This window comes from Streptomyces sp. col6 (assembly GCF_008042035.1).
Lineage (GTDB): Bacteria > Actinomycetota > Actinomycetes > Streptomycetales > Streptomycetaceae > Streptomyces.
Genome location: NZ_RDBL01000029.1, coordinates 478,722 through 493,417 on the forward strand (window position 1 = coordinate 478,722; position 14,696 = coordinate 493,417).

19 protein-coding genes and 1 pseudogene are annotated in these 14,696 nt (G+C 71.0%); 11 read left to right on the top strand and 9 right to left on the bottom strand.

The features are described 5' to 3' along the window. The first annotated feature begins 118 nt into the window (after positions 1-118). Positions 119-787 (top strand): response regulator transcription factor, encoded by a 669-nt coding sequence (locus tag EAO73_RS31450; protein ID WP_147974904.1) that lies wholly within the window; start codon positions 119-121, stop codon positions 785-787. A 58-nt stretch (positions 788-845) separates the two neighbouring features. Here EAO73_RS31450 and EAO73_RS31455 read toward each other — a convergent pair whose 3' ends face one another. After that, positions 846-1,214: a VOC family protein gene (locus tag EAO73_RS31455; RefSeq protein WP_147974905.1), complete on the bottom strand. Its 369-nt coding sequence runs from the start codon at positions 1,212-1,214 to the stop codon at positions 846-848. 315 nt (positions 1,215-1,529) lie between these two features. Between EAO73_RS31455 and EAO73_RS37255 the strand changes: the two genes are divergently transcribed. Both EAO73_RS37255 and EAO73_RS31465 read left to right on the top strand, forming a co-directional pair. Continuing rightward, positions 1,530-1,661, top strand: coding sequence for a hypothetical protein (locus EAO73_RS37255; RefSeq protein ID WP_318153304.1), 132 nt, complete (start codon positions 1,530-1,532; stop codon positions 1,659-1,661). 4 nt (positions 1,662-1,665) lie between these two features. Further along, positions 1,666-2,418, top strand: coding sequence for a class I SAM-dependent methyltransferase (locus tag EAO73_RS31465; RefSeq protein ID WP_147974906.1), 753 nt, complete (start codon positions 1,666-1,668; stop codon positions 2,416-2,418). Between the two features lie 88 nt (positions 2,419-2,506). Here the strand turns inward: EAO73_RS31465 and EAO73_RS31470 are convergent, their stop codons facing one another. Further along, positions 2,507-2,680, bottom strand: a complete 174-nt coding sequence (locus EAO73_RS31470) for a CsbD family protein (protein ID WP_147974907.1) — start codon at positions 2,678-2,680, stop codon at positions 2,507-2,509. A gap of 152 nt (positions 2,681-2,832) precedes the next feature. Here EAO73_RS31470 and EAO73_RS31475 point away from each other — a divergent pair, with 152 nt between their 5' ends. Continuing rightward, complete coding sequence (locus EAO73_RS31475) at positions 2,833-3,003, top strand: hydrophobic protein (protein WP_147974908.1); 171 nt, start codon at positions 2,833-2,835, stop codon at positions 3,001-3,003. A gap of 261 nt (positions 3,004-3,264) precedes the next feature. Then, positions 3,265-3,384, top strand: a pseudogene (locus EAO73_RS31480) (histone-like nucleoid-structuring protein Lsr2); the annotation flags it as partial. Between the two features lie 40 nt (positions 3,385-3,424). Here EAO73_RS31480 and EAO73_RS31485 read toward each other — a convergent pair. Then, complete coding sequence (locus EAO73_RS31485; RefSeq protein ID WP_147974910.1) at positions 3,425-4,117, bottom strand: VOC family protein; 693 nt, start codon at positions 4,115-4,117, stop codon at positions 3,425-3,427. A 149-nt stretch (positions 4,118-4,266) separates the two neighbouring features. Between EAO73_RS31485 and EAO73_RS31490 the strand changes: the two genes are divergently transcribed. Beyond that, complete coding sequence (locus tag EAO73_RS31490; RefSeq protein ID WP_147975411.1) at positions 4,267-4,545, top strand: DUF1905 domain-containing protein; 279 nt, start codon at positions 4,267-4,269, stop codon at positions 4,543-4,545. Positions 4,546-4,557: 12 nt separating this feature from the next. Here EAO73_RS31490 and EAO73_RS31495 read toward each other — a convergent pair whose 3' ends face one another. The 3 genes from EAO73_RS31495 to EAO73_RS31505 form a co-directional block, all read right to left on the bottom strand. Further along, a complete protein-coding gene (locus EAO73_RS31495; RefSeq protein ID WP_412075657.1) occupies positions 4,558-5,553 on the bottom strand; it encodes an endonuclease/exonuclease/phosphatase family protein in 996 nt (331 codons plus the stop codon). Between the two features lie 98 nt (positions 5,554-5,651). After that, positions 5,652-6,143, bottom strand: coding sequence for a hypothetical protein (locus EAO73_RS31500; protein ID WP_147974912.1), 492 nt, complete (start codon positions 6,141-6,143; stop codon positions 5,652-5,654). A gap of 53 nt (positions 6,144-6,196) precedes the next feature. Next, entirely contained in the window at positions 6,197-7,198 is a 1,002-nt protein-coding gene (locus tag EAO73_RS31505) for an ArsR/SmtB family transcription factor (RefSeq protein ID WP_224756531.1), read from the bottom strand. A 67-nt stretch (positions 7,199-7,265) separates the two neighbouring features. On the opposite strand from EAO73_RS31505, the gene EAO73_RS31510 reads away from it, so the two are divergent. From EAO73_RS31510 to EAO73_RS31520, 3 genes are all read left to right on the top strand, one after another. Then, the gene (locus EAO73_RS31510) at positions 7,266-8,162 is read left to right on the top strand and encodes an aldo/keto reductase (RefSeq protein ID WP_147974913.1); all 897 of its coding nucleotides are present in this window, start codon (positions 7,266-7,268) and stop codon (positions 8,160-8,162) included. 118 nt (positions 8,163-8,280) lie between these two features. Next, complete coding sequence (gene pip, locus EAO73_RS31515) at positions 8,281-9,258, top strand: prolyl aminopeptidase (RefSeq protein WP_147974914.1); 978 nt, start codon at positions 8,281-8,283, stop codon at positions 9,256-9,258. 47 nt (positions 9,259-9,305) lie between these two features. Further along, positions 9,306-10,301, top strand: coding sequence for an aldo/keto reductase (locus tag EAO73_RS31520; protein WP_147974915.1), 996 nt, complete (start codon positions 9,306-9,308; stop codon positions 10,299-10,301). Between the two features lie 196 nt (positions 10,302-10,497). Here the strand turns inward: EAO73_RS31520 and EAO73_RS31525 are convergent, their stop codons facing one another. Further along, positions 10,498-11,832 carry an MFS transporter gene (locus EAO73_RS31525; protein ID WP_147974916.1) on the bottom strand — a complete coding sequence of 445 codons (1,335 nt, stop codon included), beginning with the start codon at positions 11,830-11,832 and terminating at the stop codon, positions 10,498-10,500. Positions 11,833-11,891: 59 nt separating this feature from the next. After that, on the bottom strand, positions 11,892-12,332 hold the full coding sequence (locus tag EAO73_RS31530) for a MarR family winged helix-turn-helix transcriptional regulator (protein WP_147974917.1): 441 nt from the start codon (positions 12,330-12,332) through the stop codon (positions 11,892-11,894). 167 nt (positions 12,333-12,499) lie between these two features. Here EAO73_RS31530 and EAO73_RS31535 point away from each other — a divergent pair, with 167 nt between their 5' ends. After that, complete coding sequence (locus tag EAO73_RS31535; RefSeq protein WP_191134294.1) at positions 12,500-12,724, top strand: hypothetical protein; 225 nt, start codon at positions 12,500-12,502, stop codon at positions 12,722-12,724. Between the two features lie 27 nt (positions 12,725-12,751). Here the strand turns inward: EAO73_RS31535 and EAO73_RS31540 are convergent, their stop codons facing one another. Continuing rightward, on the bottom strand, positions 12,752-14,197 hold the full coding sequence (locus tag EAO73_RS31540) for an NCS2 family permease (RefSeq protein WP_147974918.1): 1,446 nt from the start codon (positions 14,195-14,197) through the stop codon (positions 12,752-12,754). 187 nt (positions 14,198-14,384) lie between these two features. On the opposite strand from EAO73_RS31540, the gene EAO73_RS31545 reads away from it, so the two are divergent. After that, positions 14,385-14,654 (top strand): DUF2530 domain-containing protein, encoded by a 270-nt coding sequence (locus EAO73_RS31545; RefSeq protein ID WP_147974919.1) that lies wholly within the window; start codon positions 14,385-14,387, stop codon positions 14,652-14,654. The last annotated feature ends 42 nt before the right edge of the window (positions 14,655-14,696 follow it).

Consider the following 14,696-nt stretch of genomic DNA (forward strand, 5'->3'; position numbering starts at 1 on the left):
GCCGGCGGGGGCGGGTTGCGGCGCGACTCCCGGCGGGGTGGGCGGCGTCGCGGCCAGACGCCCGAGGCGCGGGTCATCGACCACCTCGCGGGACGCGGGTTGCTGCGAGACTGGCGGTATGCGGAACGAACAGATCTTCTCGGTCCACGGGGACGCGGAGCTGCTGGCCCGCGCGGGGCACCTCTTCGAATCCGCCCGCACGGAGTTCCTGTGCGCCGCCCGGGACCTGGCGACCTGGGCACAGCCGGAGGCCCGTACGGCGGTCGCGCAGCGCATGCACTCCGGCCAGTCGCCGGAGTTCGTCACCCGCAAGCTGCTCAGCCCGGTGGCCCTCACGGAGGAGGCGTCCCGGGCCCACATACGGCTGGTCCTGGGCCACGGCGCCCAGGTCCGCATCACCGACGCGGCGCTCCCGCACGAGACGATCATCATCGACCGCCGCGTCATGATCCTCGCGGGCCGCGACTCCCCGGCCGGTCGCGAGTACTCCGTGACCACCTCGAAGAACATGATCGACGGCGTCCACTCCCTGTTCGACGCGATGTGGCACCAGTCGACGGACTACGACACGTACCTGGCGACGGACACCCCCCACCTGGCCCCGGAGTCCCGCCGCATCCTCGAAGCCCTGAGCACGGGCCTGACGGACGCCACGGCGGCCAGGCAGCTGGGCGTCTCCCTGCGCACGTACCGCCGCCGCGTGGCCGACCTCCTGGTGACCTTGCAGGCCGCGTCCCGCTTCCAGGCGGGGCTGCGGGCGGGGGAGCTGGGGCTGCCGGGGCGGTGAGACCGGGTGTCACAACGAAGCCTCGGCGTCACCCACCGAACATGCGTCTCATGCAGCCTCACCCCTCCGGGACCGGCTGCGTGAGGTTCACCGCGTTGCCGTCGGGGTCGCGGATGTGGGCGACGCGTTGGCCCCACGGCATGTCCTTGGGGCCGCCGCTGACCGAGCCGCCCAGGGCCTCCACGCGGCCGAGCATCTCGTCGACGTCGTCGACCTCGATGCTGAGCAGGATGCGCGGCGCCGCACCGTCCGCCGGGTCCGGCTTGGTCACCAGGCCCAGGTCGGTGTCGCCGATGCGCAGGCCAAGGTAGAAGACCGGGCCCTTCGCGGGGACCCGGAAGATCTCCTCGGCGCCGAAGAGGTCCGTGTAGAAACGGCGCAGGGTGTCCAGGTCGGCGGTGAGGATCACTGGCTGGATGGTGGACATGGCACTCCTGTCGAGGACGGTCGGGTCACTCGGTGGACCGTCCGCGAACGGAGAACTCATCGCTCGCCCCGCGTGGGAGGGTGGCCGTCCATACGAAGCCGCTGGAGGCGCGCGTGAAGGGCCCCGCTTCGACCTGTCCCCGGACGAGGCCGCCTTCGTCGGGGAACACCGCGCGTACGACGAGTGCTACGCCGTGAACCACCTGGTCAACTGGCTGGCCGTCGCGCTGTACGGCCACCCCCCGGCTGAGCGCAGGAGGGGATTCCGGCGTCGATCGCGGCACTCCTGCTCCGGCACGGACCGGTGGCGGCGGCGATGGGCGACTTCTACCGCGCGTTCCAGCGGGAGAGCCGGACGGTGCCGCACCCGCTGGGGACGATCGGCCCGGTCGCGTGGAGCGGGACCACTTACTCGGTGGACAACGCGGCGGCCGGCGACGACCGTTGACCGAATGCAGCAGCAGAAGATCTGGGGCGCCGACACCGCCCGACGCTACGACACCCCCGGTTCCGGGATGTTCGCGCCCGAGGTCCTGGAGCCGGCCGTGGACCGCCTCGCCCAGCTCGCGGGTGACGGAGGAGCGCTGGAGTTCGCCATCGGGACCGGCCGCGTAGCCGTTCCGCTCGCGGGGCGCGGGGTGCCCGTCACCGGCATCGAGCTGTCGCGCCCGATGGTCGAGCAACTGCGTACGAAGGCCGACGAGGCGGCGATTCCCGTGATCATCGGCGACATGGCGACCGCGGTCGCCCCTGGGGAGTACTCCCTCGTCTACCTCGTGTACAACACGATCTCCAACCTGCTCACACAGGACGAACAGGTGCGGTGCTTCCGCAACGCGGCCCGCCACCTCACACCCGGCGGCCGGTTCGTGATCGAACTCTGGGTACCCGACCTGCGCACGCTGCCGCCGGGGCGGACGGCCGCGGTCTGGCAGTCCGAAGCCGACTACATCGGGCTGGACACGTACGACGTGCTCCACCAGCGCGTCGTGTCTCACCACTTCCGCTTCGACGAGACCGAGGAGGCGCGGCTGTTCCGCAGCCCGCACCGCTACATCTGGCCGGCCGAACTCGACCTCATGGCCCGGCTGGCCGGCTTCGAGCTGGAGAGCAGGCACGCGGACTGGGCCGGCGCCGAGTTCACCGCCGAGTCGGGTTCCCACGTCTCCGTGTACCGGCTCCCGGTCTCGGGGGACCTCCCCTAGGGACCCCTCTTCGCCGTGGCGACGGCACGCGCAGGGCCCCGCGGACCGGTCGGGTCGTCCGCGGGGCCCTGCGTGTGGGAGGAGGCCGTCAGTCGGTGAGGGCGTCCTTCGCCTTCTCCTTGGCCTGGCGGGCGTCGCCCTTGGCCTGCTCGGCGCGGCCCTCGGCGGTGAGCCGCTCGTTGCCGACGGTCCGGCCGGCGACTTCCTTGATCTTGCCCTTGGCCTGCTCGGTCTTGGCCTGGGTCTTCTCGTCAGCAGCCATGTCACTCACACCTTGCTGTGTTCGACGTCTGGATGCCTTCCGTCTGACCGTGCTTTCCCGTTCCAAACACGGCAGTCGCGGAATCCGCCCGTTATCAAAAATCCATCTTCGCGGGATGAATGAACGTCCCGGCCCAGGGCAACTGGCCGAACATGCTTCCTATCATTCTGGTTCTCCTCCTCGCCCTGATCCTCTTCGGCGCCGGTTTCGCCCTCAAGGCGCTCTGGTGGATCGCCGTCATCGTTCTCGCGATCTGGCTCATCGGATTCTTCGTCCGCCCCGCAGGTCACGGCGGCAAGCGGGGCCGCTGGTACCGCTGGTAACCGTCCCCCGACCATCCTTTTCGCGAGATCCGGCAGCACGAGCTGCCGGATCTCGCCCGCATTTCCCGATCTCCGGAAAATGCGAAACGCAAGGAAGAGCGATGAGCCCGCGAGATCGGATTACCGGAGGAACGGGCCTCGGCTCACGGCCGGTTGAACGCCGGCCCTGCCCCTGTCAGTGGGCTCGTTTACGGTGGCCCCATGGACGAACAGCAGCAACCGCCGGACGCACAGGACCAGCAGCCGCAGGGCGACGACCTCATACGGCGCTGGGCACGCGCCAACGGTTTTCTCGTGAACGACCGGGGGCGTATACCCGCGATGTTCCGCGAGGCCTACGCGAGGGCGCAGGCGGAAACGCAGGACCCGGCCGGGGAGTAGGGCCTGTCCGGCGAATCTTCGCGGGCCCGCCGGCCAGGTCCTAGGCCGCCGCCCGCCGCAGCGTGAACTCGTTGCCGTCCGGGTCCAGCAGCACCCCGTCCGGGCCGGGTCGCGCGCCCAGGGCCGTCAGGCGGGCGGTCTCCGCCGTCTCGTCCGCGTCCGCCGGGAGCGTCAGCTCGAAGTACAGACGGTTCACGTCCGGCTTCGGTGCGACCGGCGGGCCGCCCCAGGTGATCTTCGTGCCGCCCTGCGGGGACTGGATCGCGGTCTCCTCGTCCTGGTCCCAGACCAGCGGCCAGCCCAGCGCCTTGCTCCAGAAGTAGCCGACCGCCTGGGTGCCGTCGCAGGCGACCGCGCCGATGACCCCGGTGTCCGCGAGGAACTTGTTGCCCGCCTCGATCACGCAGAACTCGTTGCCGTCCGGGTCGGCGAGGACGATGTGGCCCTCCTCCGGCGTCTGGCCGATGTCGATGTGCCGGGCGCCGAGTTCCAGCGCGCGGGCCACCATGTCCTGCTGCGCCTGCGGGGTGGCGCTGGTCAGGTCGAAGTGGGCCTGGTTCTGCCGGGACTTCGGCTCCTGGCTCTCGGTGAAGCGGAGGCCGAAGCCCTTGCCGTCCGGGGGCAGGACCGTGACGGCGTCGGTCCGCTCCCAGCCCAGGAGGCCGGCCCAGAAGCGGGCCAGGTCCGCCGGGTCGGTCGCGTGGAAGCCGATCGCTGCGAGGTGGGGCGTCATGTTCCGTACGTCTCCGAATCGTTGGCAGGGCGAGCCCGCGCATCCTAGGTACGGCACACAGGGGACGCATCCCGATTTCGCGCGCCTCCACCCCCGGTTACGCTGACCGGCCCGGTCCGCCCCGACGAACGGATGCAGTCGTGCGTGTCTTGTTCAGCAGCCGCGTCATCGAGTGGCGCGGCCCCGCGCCGTACTACTTCGCCCCCGTGCCAGCGGAACAGGCCGCCGACATCCAGGAGGTCGCCCAACTGGCCTCGTACGGCTGGGGGGTGATCCCCGTCGAGGCCGAGATCGGCGGGACCGCCTTCACCACCTCGCTCTTCCCGAAGGACGGCGGCTATCTGCTGCCGCTCAAGAACGCGGTCCGTGTGCCGCAGGACATCGCGGCGGGCGACGACGTGACCGTGACGATGACGGTCCGCCTCTGAGGCGCGCGCCGCTCAGGCCGGCGTCACCCGCGCCGTCACCGGCAGGTGGTCGCTGCCCGTCGCGGGAAGCGTCCGGACACGGCCCACCGTCGCCCCGCGGGCCATCACCTGGTCGATCCGGGCCATCGGGAACGACGCGGGGAAGCTGAAGGCGAAACCGCGCTCCGGGACGTTGAGCTGCGAGGTCAGCGGGGACAGGCCACGGTCGTCCACCGTGCCGTTCAGGTCGCCCAGCACGATCACCGGGCCGGTCGGCTCGGCCGCCAGCGCCCGGCCCAGCAGCCGGGCGCTCTCGTCGCGGCGGTCGGTGCCCAGTCCGCCCGCGCCGAGCCGGAACGACGGCAGGTGCGCCACGTACACCGCGACCTGGCCGTGCGGGGTGCGGGCCACCGTACGCAGGCCCCGGCTCCAGCCCTCCGTGATGCCCGCCGGCTTGATGTCCACGGTCCGGGTGCCGGAGAGGGGGTGCCGGGACCAGATGCCCACGGTGCCCCGGACCTCGTGGAAGGGGTACTCCGCCGCGAGGGTCCTCTCGTACGCCGGCAGCGCGCCGGGCACCAGTTCCTCCAGCGCGATCAGGTCGGCGCCGGCGGCTGCCAGCACGCGGGCCGTGCCCGTCGGGTCGGCGTTCACATCGCTGACGTTGTGCTGCACGACGACCAGGTCACGCGGGCCCGGGTCCCCCGCCGGGAGGAGCAGCCCGCCGAACGCGTACGCCCACGCCGCCACCGGCAACACCACCGACACCAGCGCGAGCACCGACCGGCGCAGCACGGCCAGGGTCAGCAGCGGGACGACGGCCAGTCCGAGCCACGGCAGGAACGCCTCCAGGAGGCTGCCGAGGTGGCCGGGGGTGTTGGGGACGGCGCGATGGCCGATGAGGAGAAGCGCCACGAGGCCCGCGAGCGCGGCCGTGACCCGTCCCCGCCGCCCGGCGCGATCCCACGCCCGCCACGAGACGGCGGCCCGCGCCGCCGCAGCCACTCGTTTCACCCTCGTCTGTGCCATCACCCACCAGGACGGGGGACCGACGCGCCCGGTTCCTCCCCCGGCCGGATCGGGGCCCCGGCGCGCCGGTCTCGCCCACGGGTGCCGGCGCCCCTCCCTCACCGCCCCGGAAACCGCTCCCCGCAAGCACTGCAGAACACCGGTGCCGACTCCGGGGACATCCGGCCGCACTCCGGGCACACCCGGTCCAGCGCGCACGGCGCCTCTCCGCCCTCCTGCGCGTACACCGTCGGCTTGAGCGTCAGGCCGGGGCGGCGACGGTGGACCGTCAGGTAGGCGAGGCCGTCCGGGCCCGCCGTCAGGGAGCGGCGGGAGGTGCGGGGCAGCCAGGTCGCCGTCGTCGGGGTCAGGGGCAGGGGCTCCGCGCCGTCGCCCGGGGTCAGGCGGCCGCTGCCCGCGAGGACGACCAGGAGCACGTCGAGCACGTCCTCCTGGTGCTCCCCGACCTCCGCGCCCGGGGGCAGCCGCACCAGGTTCGCGTCGAGCTCCCTCCCCTGCCGGTCGAGCTGCCACAGGGCGCCCCGGTCGTCGGGGGCCGCGGCGGCGAGCAGGTCGTCCAGTACGGCGAGTACCTCGGGAGTCGCGTTCACGCCGACCAGGCTACGACCGGGTGCGGCCGGGTGCGGCCGGGGGAAGGGTCGTATCAGGCGGAGGCTGCCCGGAGCAGGGTCTCGGCCGCGGCGGTGCGGGCGTAGAGGACGAAACGGCCGCTCCGGTGGGCGCTCACCAGACCGGCGTCGCGCAGTGCGGTGAGGTTCTGGGACACCGCCGCCGGGGAGAGCCCGGTGCGCTGTGCCAGCCGCGTGGTGGCGGCCGGGATCTCCAGCTCGGCCAGCAGCAGCGTGCGGGAGCGGCCCAGCACGGCGGACAGGGTGGCGGCTCCCGTGACGGGCCGGGGCTCCCAGAGCAGGCCGACACCGCGCGCCCGATAGGCGAGTTGGGGCGGGTCCGGCGGCGTCGTCCGGGTGCGCAGGCCGGGCCCGGCGAAGGCCGAGGGGATCAGCAGCAGTCCCGTGCCCGCCGTCGTGCGGGTGAGCGGCCGCTTACGGTGGGCCATCAGCAAGGCACCGTCGTCCCAGCTCAAAGACGTGTGCAGGTCGTCGAGGAGGTAGCCGGTGCCGCGCTCGGCGGCCAGACGCGCCCGGTACCCGATGTCGGCGTCCAGGACCGCCCTGATGCGGGCCCAGTAGGGGGCGAGGGCCCGTTCCCAGTAGGTTTCGAGCTCCTTGGTGAGCTCGGCGAGGAGCGGCCCGTACGGGTCGTCGCGCAGGGCGCGCAGCCGAGGGCCGAGGAACCCCTGATGGCGCGCCAGATGGTCCAGGTCCCGGCGCACACGGTCCCCGGGCGTGGCCCGGATCGCCTCCCACTCCGCCTCCGGGGCGGGAGCGGGACCGGAGGGGGCCGGGTTGAGGAAGTCGGGGATGTAACCGCGAGTGAGCGGGATCAACTCGCCGAGCCAGCCCCGGTCCAGCCCGCCGGCCACCCAGCGCGGGCGTACCTGATCGACCCAGGTGCGATGGACCGGATGCGTGGAGTGCGATCGCAGCAGCCGGAAGCTGGGCGCGACCTCCCACATCGGTGAGACCGAGAACCGCACCTGTGCCAGATCGCTCGTCGAGAACGCCAGCCCGGCCAGAACACCCACTCCTCGACGGATTCACGCATGTCCGAATCAATGGCGGACCAGCCTAGCGCGCGGACATCATCCCGCCATGACCTCACAGACGATCACCGCGGCGGCATCGGGCACCTGGGAGCTCGGTGACCTGACGGTCCACCGGATCGGCTTCGGCGCGATGCGCCTGCCGCAGTACGGCGAGGCGCTGGTCGCCGACGCCCTGCCGCGCGACCGCGACCAGGCGGTCCGCGTGCTGCGCCGCGCCGTGGAGCTCGGCGTGAACCACATCGACACCGCCGCGTTCTACTTCTCCCCGCTGCGCTCGGCCAACGAGCTGATCAACCGGGCGCTGGGCCCGTACCCGGACGACCTCGTCATCACCACCAAGGTCGGGCCCGGCCGTGACGCCTCCGGCGAGTGGCAGGCTCACGCCACCCCCGGGCAACTGCGCGGCCAGGTCGAGGAGAACCTGCGCCAGCTCGGCCGCGACCACCTCGACGTGGTGAACCTGCGCATCGTCGGGACCGGCTCGATCGCCGAACGCTTCGGCGCCCTGGCCGAACTGCGCGAGGCCGGGCTCATCCGCCACCTGGGCCTGTCGAACATCCGCCCCCACCACCTGGCCGAGGCCCAGCACATCGCGCCGGTGGTCTGCGTCCAGAACATGTACGGCATCGACGCGTCGCCCGAGCAGAGGGAGCTCCTGGACCTCTGCGGCGAACAGCGCATCGCGTTCGTGCCGTTCTACTCGATCGCCGGGACCGGACGCACCGCCGGCGCGACCACCGGCCACAGCCCCGAGGTCCACGCCGTCGCCCTCGCCCACGGCGTGACCCCGGCCCAGATCAGGCTGGCGTGGACGCTGCACCAGGGTCCGCACGTCCTGGCCATCCCCGGCACGGGCGACCTCGGCCACCTCGCCGAGAACATCGCCGTCGGCTCCCTGCGCCTGACGGAGGAGGAAGCCGCCACCCTGCGCGGAACGGCATGAGAACGGAACGGCATCAGCACGGAAGCGCGTGAGCAGGGGCCGGCATGAGCAAGCGGCTCCGCCGCGAACCGGCCCTAAGCTGGCGCCCTTTGCTGTACGCCGATGAGGAGACGCGGTCATGGAACGCCTGCCCGACGAGAAGTACCCGCCCATCGAGCCGTACGACCACGGCATGCTCGACGTCGGCGACGGCAACCTCGTGTACTGGGAGGTGTGCGGCAACCCCGCCGGGAAGCCCGCCGTCGTCGTGCACGGCGGCCCCGGTTCCGGCTGCACCGAGCGGCCCCGGCAGCACTTCGACCCGGAGCGCTACCGCGTCGTCCTCTTCGACCAGCGCAACTGCGGCCGCTCCACCCCGCACGCGAGCGACCCGGCCGTCGACCTGCGGCACAACACCACGGACCACCTGATCGCCGACATGGAACGCCTCCGCGCACACCTCTCCATCGACCGCTGGCTGCTGTACGGGGGTTCCTGGGGCTCCACGCTGATCCTGGCGTACGCCGAGCGGTACCCGGAGCGGGTCGCCGAGATCGTGATCCCGGCGGTGACGACGACCCGGCGCTCCGAGATCGACTGGCTGTACCGGGGCGCGGGCCGCTTCTTCCCCGAGGCGTGGGACCGCTTCCGGGCGGGTGTCCCGGAGGCGGCGAGCGACGCGACCCCGGACGTGCTCGCGGCGTACGCCCGGCGGACCACCGACCCCGATCCGGAGGTACGGGCGCGGGCGACGGCCGGCTGGTGCGCCTGGGAGGACGCGGTGCTCTCGCAGGAGGCGTACACGGGCCCGCCCCCGTACAGCGGGCGGCCGGGGCGGGCGCAGCGGGCGCTGGTGCGGATCTGCGCGCACTACTTCGCGCACGGCGCCTGGCTGGAGGAGGGGCAGCTGATCCGGGACGCGGGGCGGCTGGCCGGGATTCCCGGGGTGCTGGTGCACGGGCGCGGCGACATGGGCGGGCCGCTGGTCACGGCGTGGGAGCTGGCGAAGGCGTGGCCGGACGCGGAGCTGACGGTGATCGAGGACGCGGGGCACCTCGGCGGGGCGGCGACGAGCCGGGCGGTCCTCGCGGCGCTGGACCGGTTCGCCCGGACGTAACGGACACGCTTGCTTCGAGCGCGCTCGAAGGAGTTGGCTTGGGGGTCATGAAGTACACGCAGCTCGGACGCACCGGACTCAAGGTAAGCCGCCTCGTCCTGGGGACGATGAACTTCGGCCCCCAGACCAACGAGAGCGACAGCCACACCCTCATGGACGCCGCGCTGGACGCCGGCGTCAACTTCTTCGACACCGCGAACGTCTACGGCTGGGGCGAGAACAAGGGCCGCACCGAGGAGATCCTCGGCACCTGGTTCGCGCAGGGCGGCGACCGCCGCGACAAGGTCGTGCTCGCCACCAAGGTCTACGGCAACATGGCCGCCGACGGCGAGGCGTGGCCCAACCACGACAAGCTGTCCGCCGTGAACATCCGCCGGGCCGTCGACGCCAGCCTGAAGCGGCTCCAGACGGACCACATCGACCTGTACCAGTTCCACCACGTCGACCGGGACACCCCGATCGACGAGATCTGGCAGGCCATCGACGTACTGATCCAGCAGGGCAAGATCCTGTACGCCGGTTCCTCGAACTTCTCCGGCTACAAGATCGCCCAGGCCAACGAGCGCGCCCGGCAGCGGGGCAGCTACGGCCTGGTCAGCGAGCAGTGCATCTACAACCTGATGGAGCGCGGCGCCGAGATGGAGGTCATCCCGGCCTCCCAGGAGTACGGCCTCGGGGTCATCCCCTGGTCCCCGCTGCACGGCGGCCTGCTCGGCGGCGCGATCCGCAAGGAGCGCGAGGGCGGCGGCGCCCGGTCCACCTCCGGCCGCTCCGGCGAAGCGCTGGCCGACCCGAAGGTCCGGGCGCAGATCCAGGCGTACGAGGACCTGCTCGACAAGCACGGCCTGGAGCCCGGTGAGGTGGGCCTCGCCTGGCTGCTGACGCGGCCCGGGATCACCGGCCCGATCTCCGGCCCGCGCACGCGGGAGCAGCTCGACTCGGCGCTGCGCGCGGTGGAGCTGGAGCTGTCGGCGGAGGTGCTGGACGCGCTGGAGGAGATCTTCCCCGGTCCGGGCCCGTCGCCGGAGAACTTCGCCTGGTAGCAGCGCCCGTCAGCCGAGGGCGGCCGCCACGGCGACAACGGCGAACATCAGTACGAGCACGGCCGCCATAATGCGGTTTCTGGTCTTCGGGTCCACCCGATGAGCGTAACCGGACCGGCGTGCCTGAACGCGACGCGGCCCCGTCCCGGAGAACCGGGGCGGGGCCGTAGTCGCGCGTTCACGTACGGGAAGACCCCTACGCGGCCGTCGCCAGCTGCTCGCGCGGCACGAACCGTACGTGCGGACGGCCCGGCCGCAGGTCGACCTTCAGCCGCAGGCCGCCGAGGCGGGCCAGGATCACGCCGATGCCGACCGCGGCCGCCAGGGACAGCGCACCGCCGACCACCATGCCGGTGCGGGCGCCGTACGCGTCGCTGATCCAGCCGACGATCGGGGCGCCCACCGGCGTACCACCGGCGAAGACCATCATGTAGAGGCTCATCACCCGGCCGCGCATGGCCGGGTCGGACGCCATCTGGACGCTGGTGTTGGCGCTGACGTTGGTCGTCTGGCCGATCATGCCGATCGGCACGAGCAGGACCGCGAAGATCCAGACCGTCGGCGCGAGCGCCGCGACGATCTCCAGCAGGCCGAACGCCGTACCGGCGGCGACCAGCATCCGCAGCCGCGAGGAGCGGCGGCGGGCGGCGAGCAGCGCACCGACCAGGGAGCCGACCGCCATGAGGATGTTGAAGAACGAGTACATCCCGGCGCCGCCGTGGAAGATCTCGTCCGCGAAGGCCGTCAGCCAGATCGGGAAGTTGAAGCCGAAGGTACCGACGAAGCCGGCCAGAACGATCGGCCAGATCAGCTCGGGCCGGCCCGAGACGTAGCGCAGCCCCTCGCGGAGCTGCCCCTTGGCGCGCGGCACGACGACGGACTTGTGGAGCTCGCTCGTCCGCATCATCATCAGGCCGACCAGCGGCGCCAGGAACGACAGGCCGTTGAGCATGAAGGCCCAGCCGCTACCGACCGTGGTGATCAGCACACCCGCGACGGCGGGACCGATGAGCCGGGCGGACTGGAAGTTCGCCGAGTTCAGGCTGACCGCGTTGCGCAGCTGGGCGGGGCCGACCATCTCGGACACGAAGGCCTGGCGGGCCGGGTTGTCCACGACGGTGACCATGCCGAGCAGGAACGCGATCAGGTAGACGTGCCAGACCTGGACCACGCCGGAGAGCGTGAGCACGGCGAGCACGACACCGCAGGCGCCCAGGGCGGCCTGGCTGACGAGCAGGAGCTTGCGCTTCGGCAGCCGGTCGGCGATGACGCCGCCGTACAGGCCGAACAGCAGCATGGGGAGGAACTGGAGTGCCGTGGTGATACCGACGGCGGCGGCGGACCCTGTGAGGCTCAGGACGAGCCAGTCCTGCGTGATGCGGGACATCCAGGTACCGGTGTTGGAGATCACGGCGCCCGTGGCGAACAGGCGGTAGTTGCGGATCTTCAGCGACGAGAAGGTCCCGCCGGGCTTGCTCTCGTGGGTGGAAGTCGGTGCGGGGGCGGAGTCTGCTCCGGATCCCGTACTCAAAAGGGTTCGCCTCCTCGGCGTGGGCATCTTGCTGGTCGACGGGGACGGAGACGTGTCTCCTACAGGTGGGCGAGCTTCTCCAGCACGGGCGCCGCGTTGCGCAGCGTCTCCCACTCGTCCTCGTCCAGGCCTTCGGCGAGGGTGGTCAGCCAGGCGTTCCGCTTGTCGCGGCTCTCGGCGAGCATGGCCTCGGCCTGCTCGGTCTGGCTGACCATCTTCTGACGACGGTCATCGGGGTGCGGTTCCAGCCTGACCAGGCCCTTCGATTCCAGCAACGCGACGATGCGGGTCATCGACGGCGGCTGGACGTGCTCCCGCCGGGCCAGCTCACCCGGAGTGGCGGAGCCGCAACGGGCGAGAGTCCCGAGCACCGACATCTCGGTCGGGCTCAGCGACTCGTCGACGCGCTGGTGCTTGAGGCGCCGGCCGAGCAGCATGACGGCGGAACGAAGGGAGCTCACGGCGGCGGCACTGTCGCTGTCGTGGATCAGGTCAGGCATGTTTGTTAGCGTAACTCATTACCTACTCTAAAGACCACTTGTGTTACACGCGCGTAAGCGGGATCACCTCCCGCGGATGGGCCGGATCACCAATCGATCACCCAAACGAGTGAGTCGATGGCGGAAAATCACGCACGGCGGGGCCGGGGGACGTAACCCTGCTTGGCATGGGATCGACAGTGCTCAGCCTGCGCATAGACGGTGAGCTGCTCGACCGGCTCAAGCAGCACGCCGCAAAACGCGGAATGAGCGTCCAGGACTACGTGGTCCGGACGCTCATTCGCGACGACTTCGACGAGCGCTTCCAGGCGGCCGTCGACGAGACGGAGAAGTTCTACGGGCCGGAGAAGCTCTGCCCCGCGGACGGCGTGCCGGCCGAGGAGGTCACCTGACCCCCGGGGCCGGCCCGTTCCCCGCCCTTACGTGAGGCCGAGCGCCGGCATCATGTAGTAGAAGACGAAGACCGCCGACACCACGTACATGGCCACCGGCACCTCGCGGCCCCGCCCGGAGGCCAGCCGCAGCACGCTGAACGCGATGAAGCCGATGCCGATGCCGTTGGTGATCGAGTACGTGAACGGCATCATGACCATGGCGAGGAACGCCGGGATCGCGAGCGTGAAGTCGCTCCAGTCGATGTCCCGCACCGAGCCCGCGATGATCAGGAAGCCCACCGCCAGCAGGGCCGGAGTGGCCGCCTGCGAGGGGACCATGGTCGCCAGCGGCGTGAGGAACAGCGCCACCGTGAACAGCAGCCCCGTGACGATGCTGGCCAGACCCGTACGGGCACCCTCGCCGACACCCGCCGTGGACTCCACGAAGCAGGTCGAGGCGGAGGAGGAACTGGCACCGCCCGCGGCGACCGCGACACCGTCGACGAACAGCACCCGGTTGATGCCTGGGAAGTTGCCCTTCGAGTCCGTCAGCTTCGCCTCGTCGCCGACACCGAGGATGGTGCCCATCGCGTCGAAGAAGCAGGACAGCAGCACGGTGAAGACGAACAGGATGCCGGTGAGGACGCCCACCTTGTGGAAGCCGCCGAACAGGCTGAAGTGACCCAGCAGCCCGAAGTCGGGCGACGCCACCGGATTGCCCGGCCACTCCGGGACGGTCAGCCCCCATGCCTCGCCCGGCAGGTCCGCCACGGCGTTGATGATCAGCGCGACGACGGTCATCGTCACGATGGAGATCAGGATCGCGCCCGGCACCTTGCGGACGATCAGGATCAGCGTCAGCAGCGCGCCGAGGACGAAGATCAGGACCGGCCAGCCGGTGAGGTGGCCGTCGCCGCCGAGCTGGAGCGGGACGGTGGTCATCGCCTTGTCGGGGATGCGCGAGACGAAGCCGGAGTCGACGAGGCCGATCAGCAGGATGAACAGGCCGATACCGATCGCGATGCCCTTGCGCAGCGAGCCCGGTACGGCGTTCATCACGCGTTCCCGCAGCCCGGTCGCGACCAGCAGCATGACCACGATGCCCGCGAGGACCACCATGCCCATGGCGTCGGGCCAGGTCATCCGGGGGGCGAGCTGGAGGGCGACGACGGTGTTGACGCCGAGGCCCGCGGCCAGCGCGATCGGCACGTTGCCGATGACACCCATGAGCAGGGTGGAGAACGCGGCGGTGATGACGGTCGCGGTGACCAGCTGGCCGTGATCGAGGAAGTGCTGGTTCACGTCCTTCGCGCTGCCGAGGATGATCGGGTTCAGCACGATGATGTAGGCCATCGCGAAGAAGGTCGCGAATCCGCCGCGGATCTCGCGGGCGACCGACGACTTCCGCTCGGAGATCTTGAAGAAGCGGTCCAGCCCGTTGGTGGGCTGCGGAGTCGGGGCGTCGACCGGAGCGGTGGCCGAGGGGGACATGTATGACCTCAGTACGTACTCAGAGGGGATCAAAAGCGGTCAGCTTTGGACTTTCACACGAATAATTCGAGCCAGCCATAAGCAGATTCAGTATGAATACATAAGGCGAAGATCGCTATCTCCGCGCGTAGACCCTTGGGCCGACTGGCCCGAACGCACTTACATATGCGCCGCATACACTGACCGCATGGCGAAGTGGACACCGAAGCACGAGGCGCCGGAGCCCCTGGAGGGCCCGGTCGTCGCGACCATCACCGGCGGCACGATCCTCTGGTTCGTCCTCTTCCTCGTCCAGATCCCGTTCTACGGCTGGTTCGACGACCACGGCCACCTGTGGTGGGTGTGGACCTGCCTGGCCGGTGCCGGCCTCGGCCTGATCGGCATCTGGTACGTACGGGGACGCGACGCGGCCCTCAAGCGCGCGGCGGCAGCGGCGGCGGACCCGCAGACCGACTGAGGCACGGTCCCGTACGACCACGGGACCATTCCCCTCCTCCCC

Bases quoted from the DNA above. Each gene is read 5' to 3' on its own strand.
- EAO73_RS31495 (WP_412075657.1), bottom strand. From the start codon at position 5,553: ATGGCACAGACGAGGGTGAAACGAGTGGCTGCGGCGGCGCGGGCCGCC.
- EAO73_RS31485 (WP_147974910.1), bottom strand. From the start codon at position 4,117: ATGACGCCCCACCTCGCAGCGATCGGCTTCCACGCGACCGACCCGGCG.
- EAO73_RS31470 (WP_147974907.1), bottom strand. From the start codon at position 2,680: ATGGCTGCTGACGAGAAGACCCAGGCCAAGACCGAGCAGGCCAAGGGC.
- EAO73_RS31540 (WP_147974918.1), bottom strand. From the start codon at position 14,197: ATGTCCCCCTCGGCCACCGCTCCGGTCGACGCCCCGACTCCGCAGCCC.
- EAO73_RS37255 (WP_318153304.1), top strand. From the start codon at position 1,530: ATGGGCGACTTCTACCGCGCGTTCCAGCGGGAGAGCCGGACGGTGCCG.
- EAO73_RS31545 (WP_147974919.1), top strand. From the start codon at position 14,385: ATGGCGAAGTGGACACCGAAGCACGAGGCGCCGGAGCCCCTGGAGGGC.
- EAO73_RS31465 (WP_147974906.1), top strand. From the start codon at position 1,666: ATGCAGCAGCAGAAGATCTGGGGCGCCGACACCGCCCGACGCTACGAC.
- pip (WP_147974914.1), top strand. From the start codon at position 8,281: ATGGAACGCCTGCCCGACGAGAAGTACCCGCCCATCGAGCCGTACGAC.
- EAO73_RS31475 (WP_147974908.1), top strand. From the start codon at position 2,833: ATGCTTCCTATCATTCTGGTTCTCCTCCTCGCCCTGATCCTCTTCGGC.
- EAO73_RS31455 (WP_147974905.1), bottom strand. From the start codon at position 1,214: ATGTCCACCATCCAGCCAGTGATCCTCACCGCCGACCTGGACACCCTG.
- EAO73_RS31530 (WP_147974917.1), bottom strand. From the start codon at position 12,332: ATGCCTGACCTGATCCACGACAGCGACAGTGCCGCCGCCGTGAGCTCC.
- EAO73_RS31450 (WP_147974904.1), top strand. From the start codon at position 119: ATGCGGAACGAACAGATCTTCTCGGTCCACGGGGACGCGGAGCTGCTG.
- EAO73_RS31520 (WP_147974915.1), top strand. From the start codon at position 9,306: ATGAAGTACACGCAGCTCGGACGCACCGGACTCAAGGTAAGCCGCCTC.
- EAO73_RS31535 (WP_191134294.1), top strand. From the start codon at position 12,500: ATGGGATCGACAGTGCTCAGCCTGCGCATAGACGGTGAGCTGCTCGAC.
- EAO73_RS31510 (WP_147974913.1), top strand. From the start codon at position 7,266: ATGACCTCACAGACGATCACCGCGGCGGCATCGGGCACCTGGGAGCTC.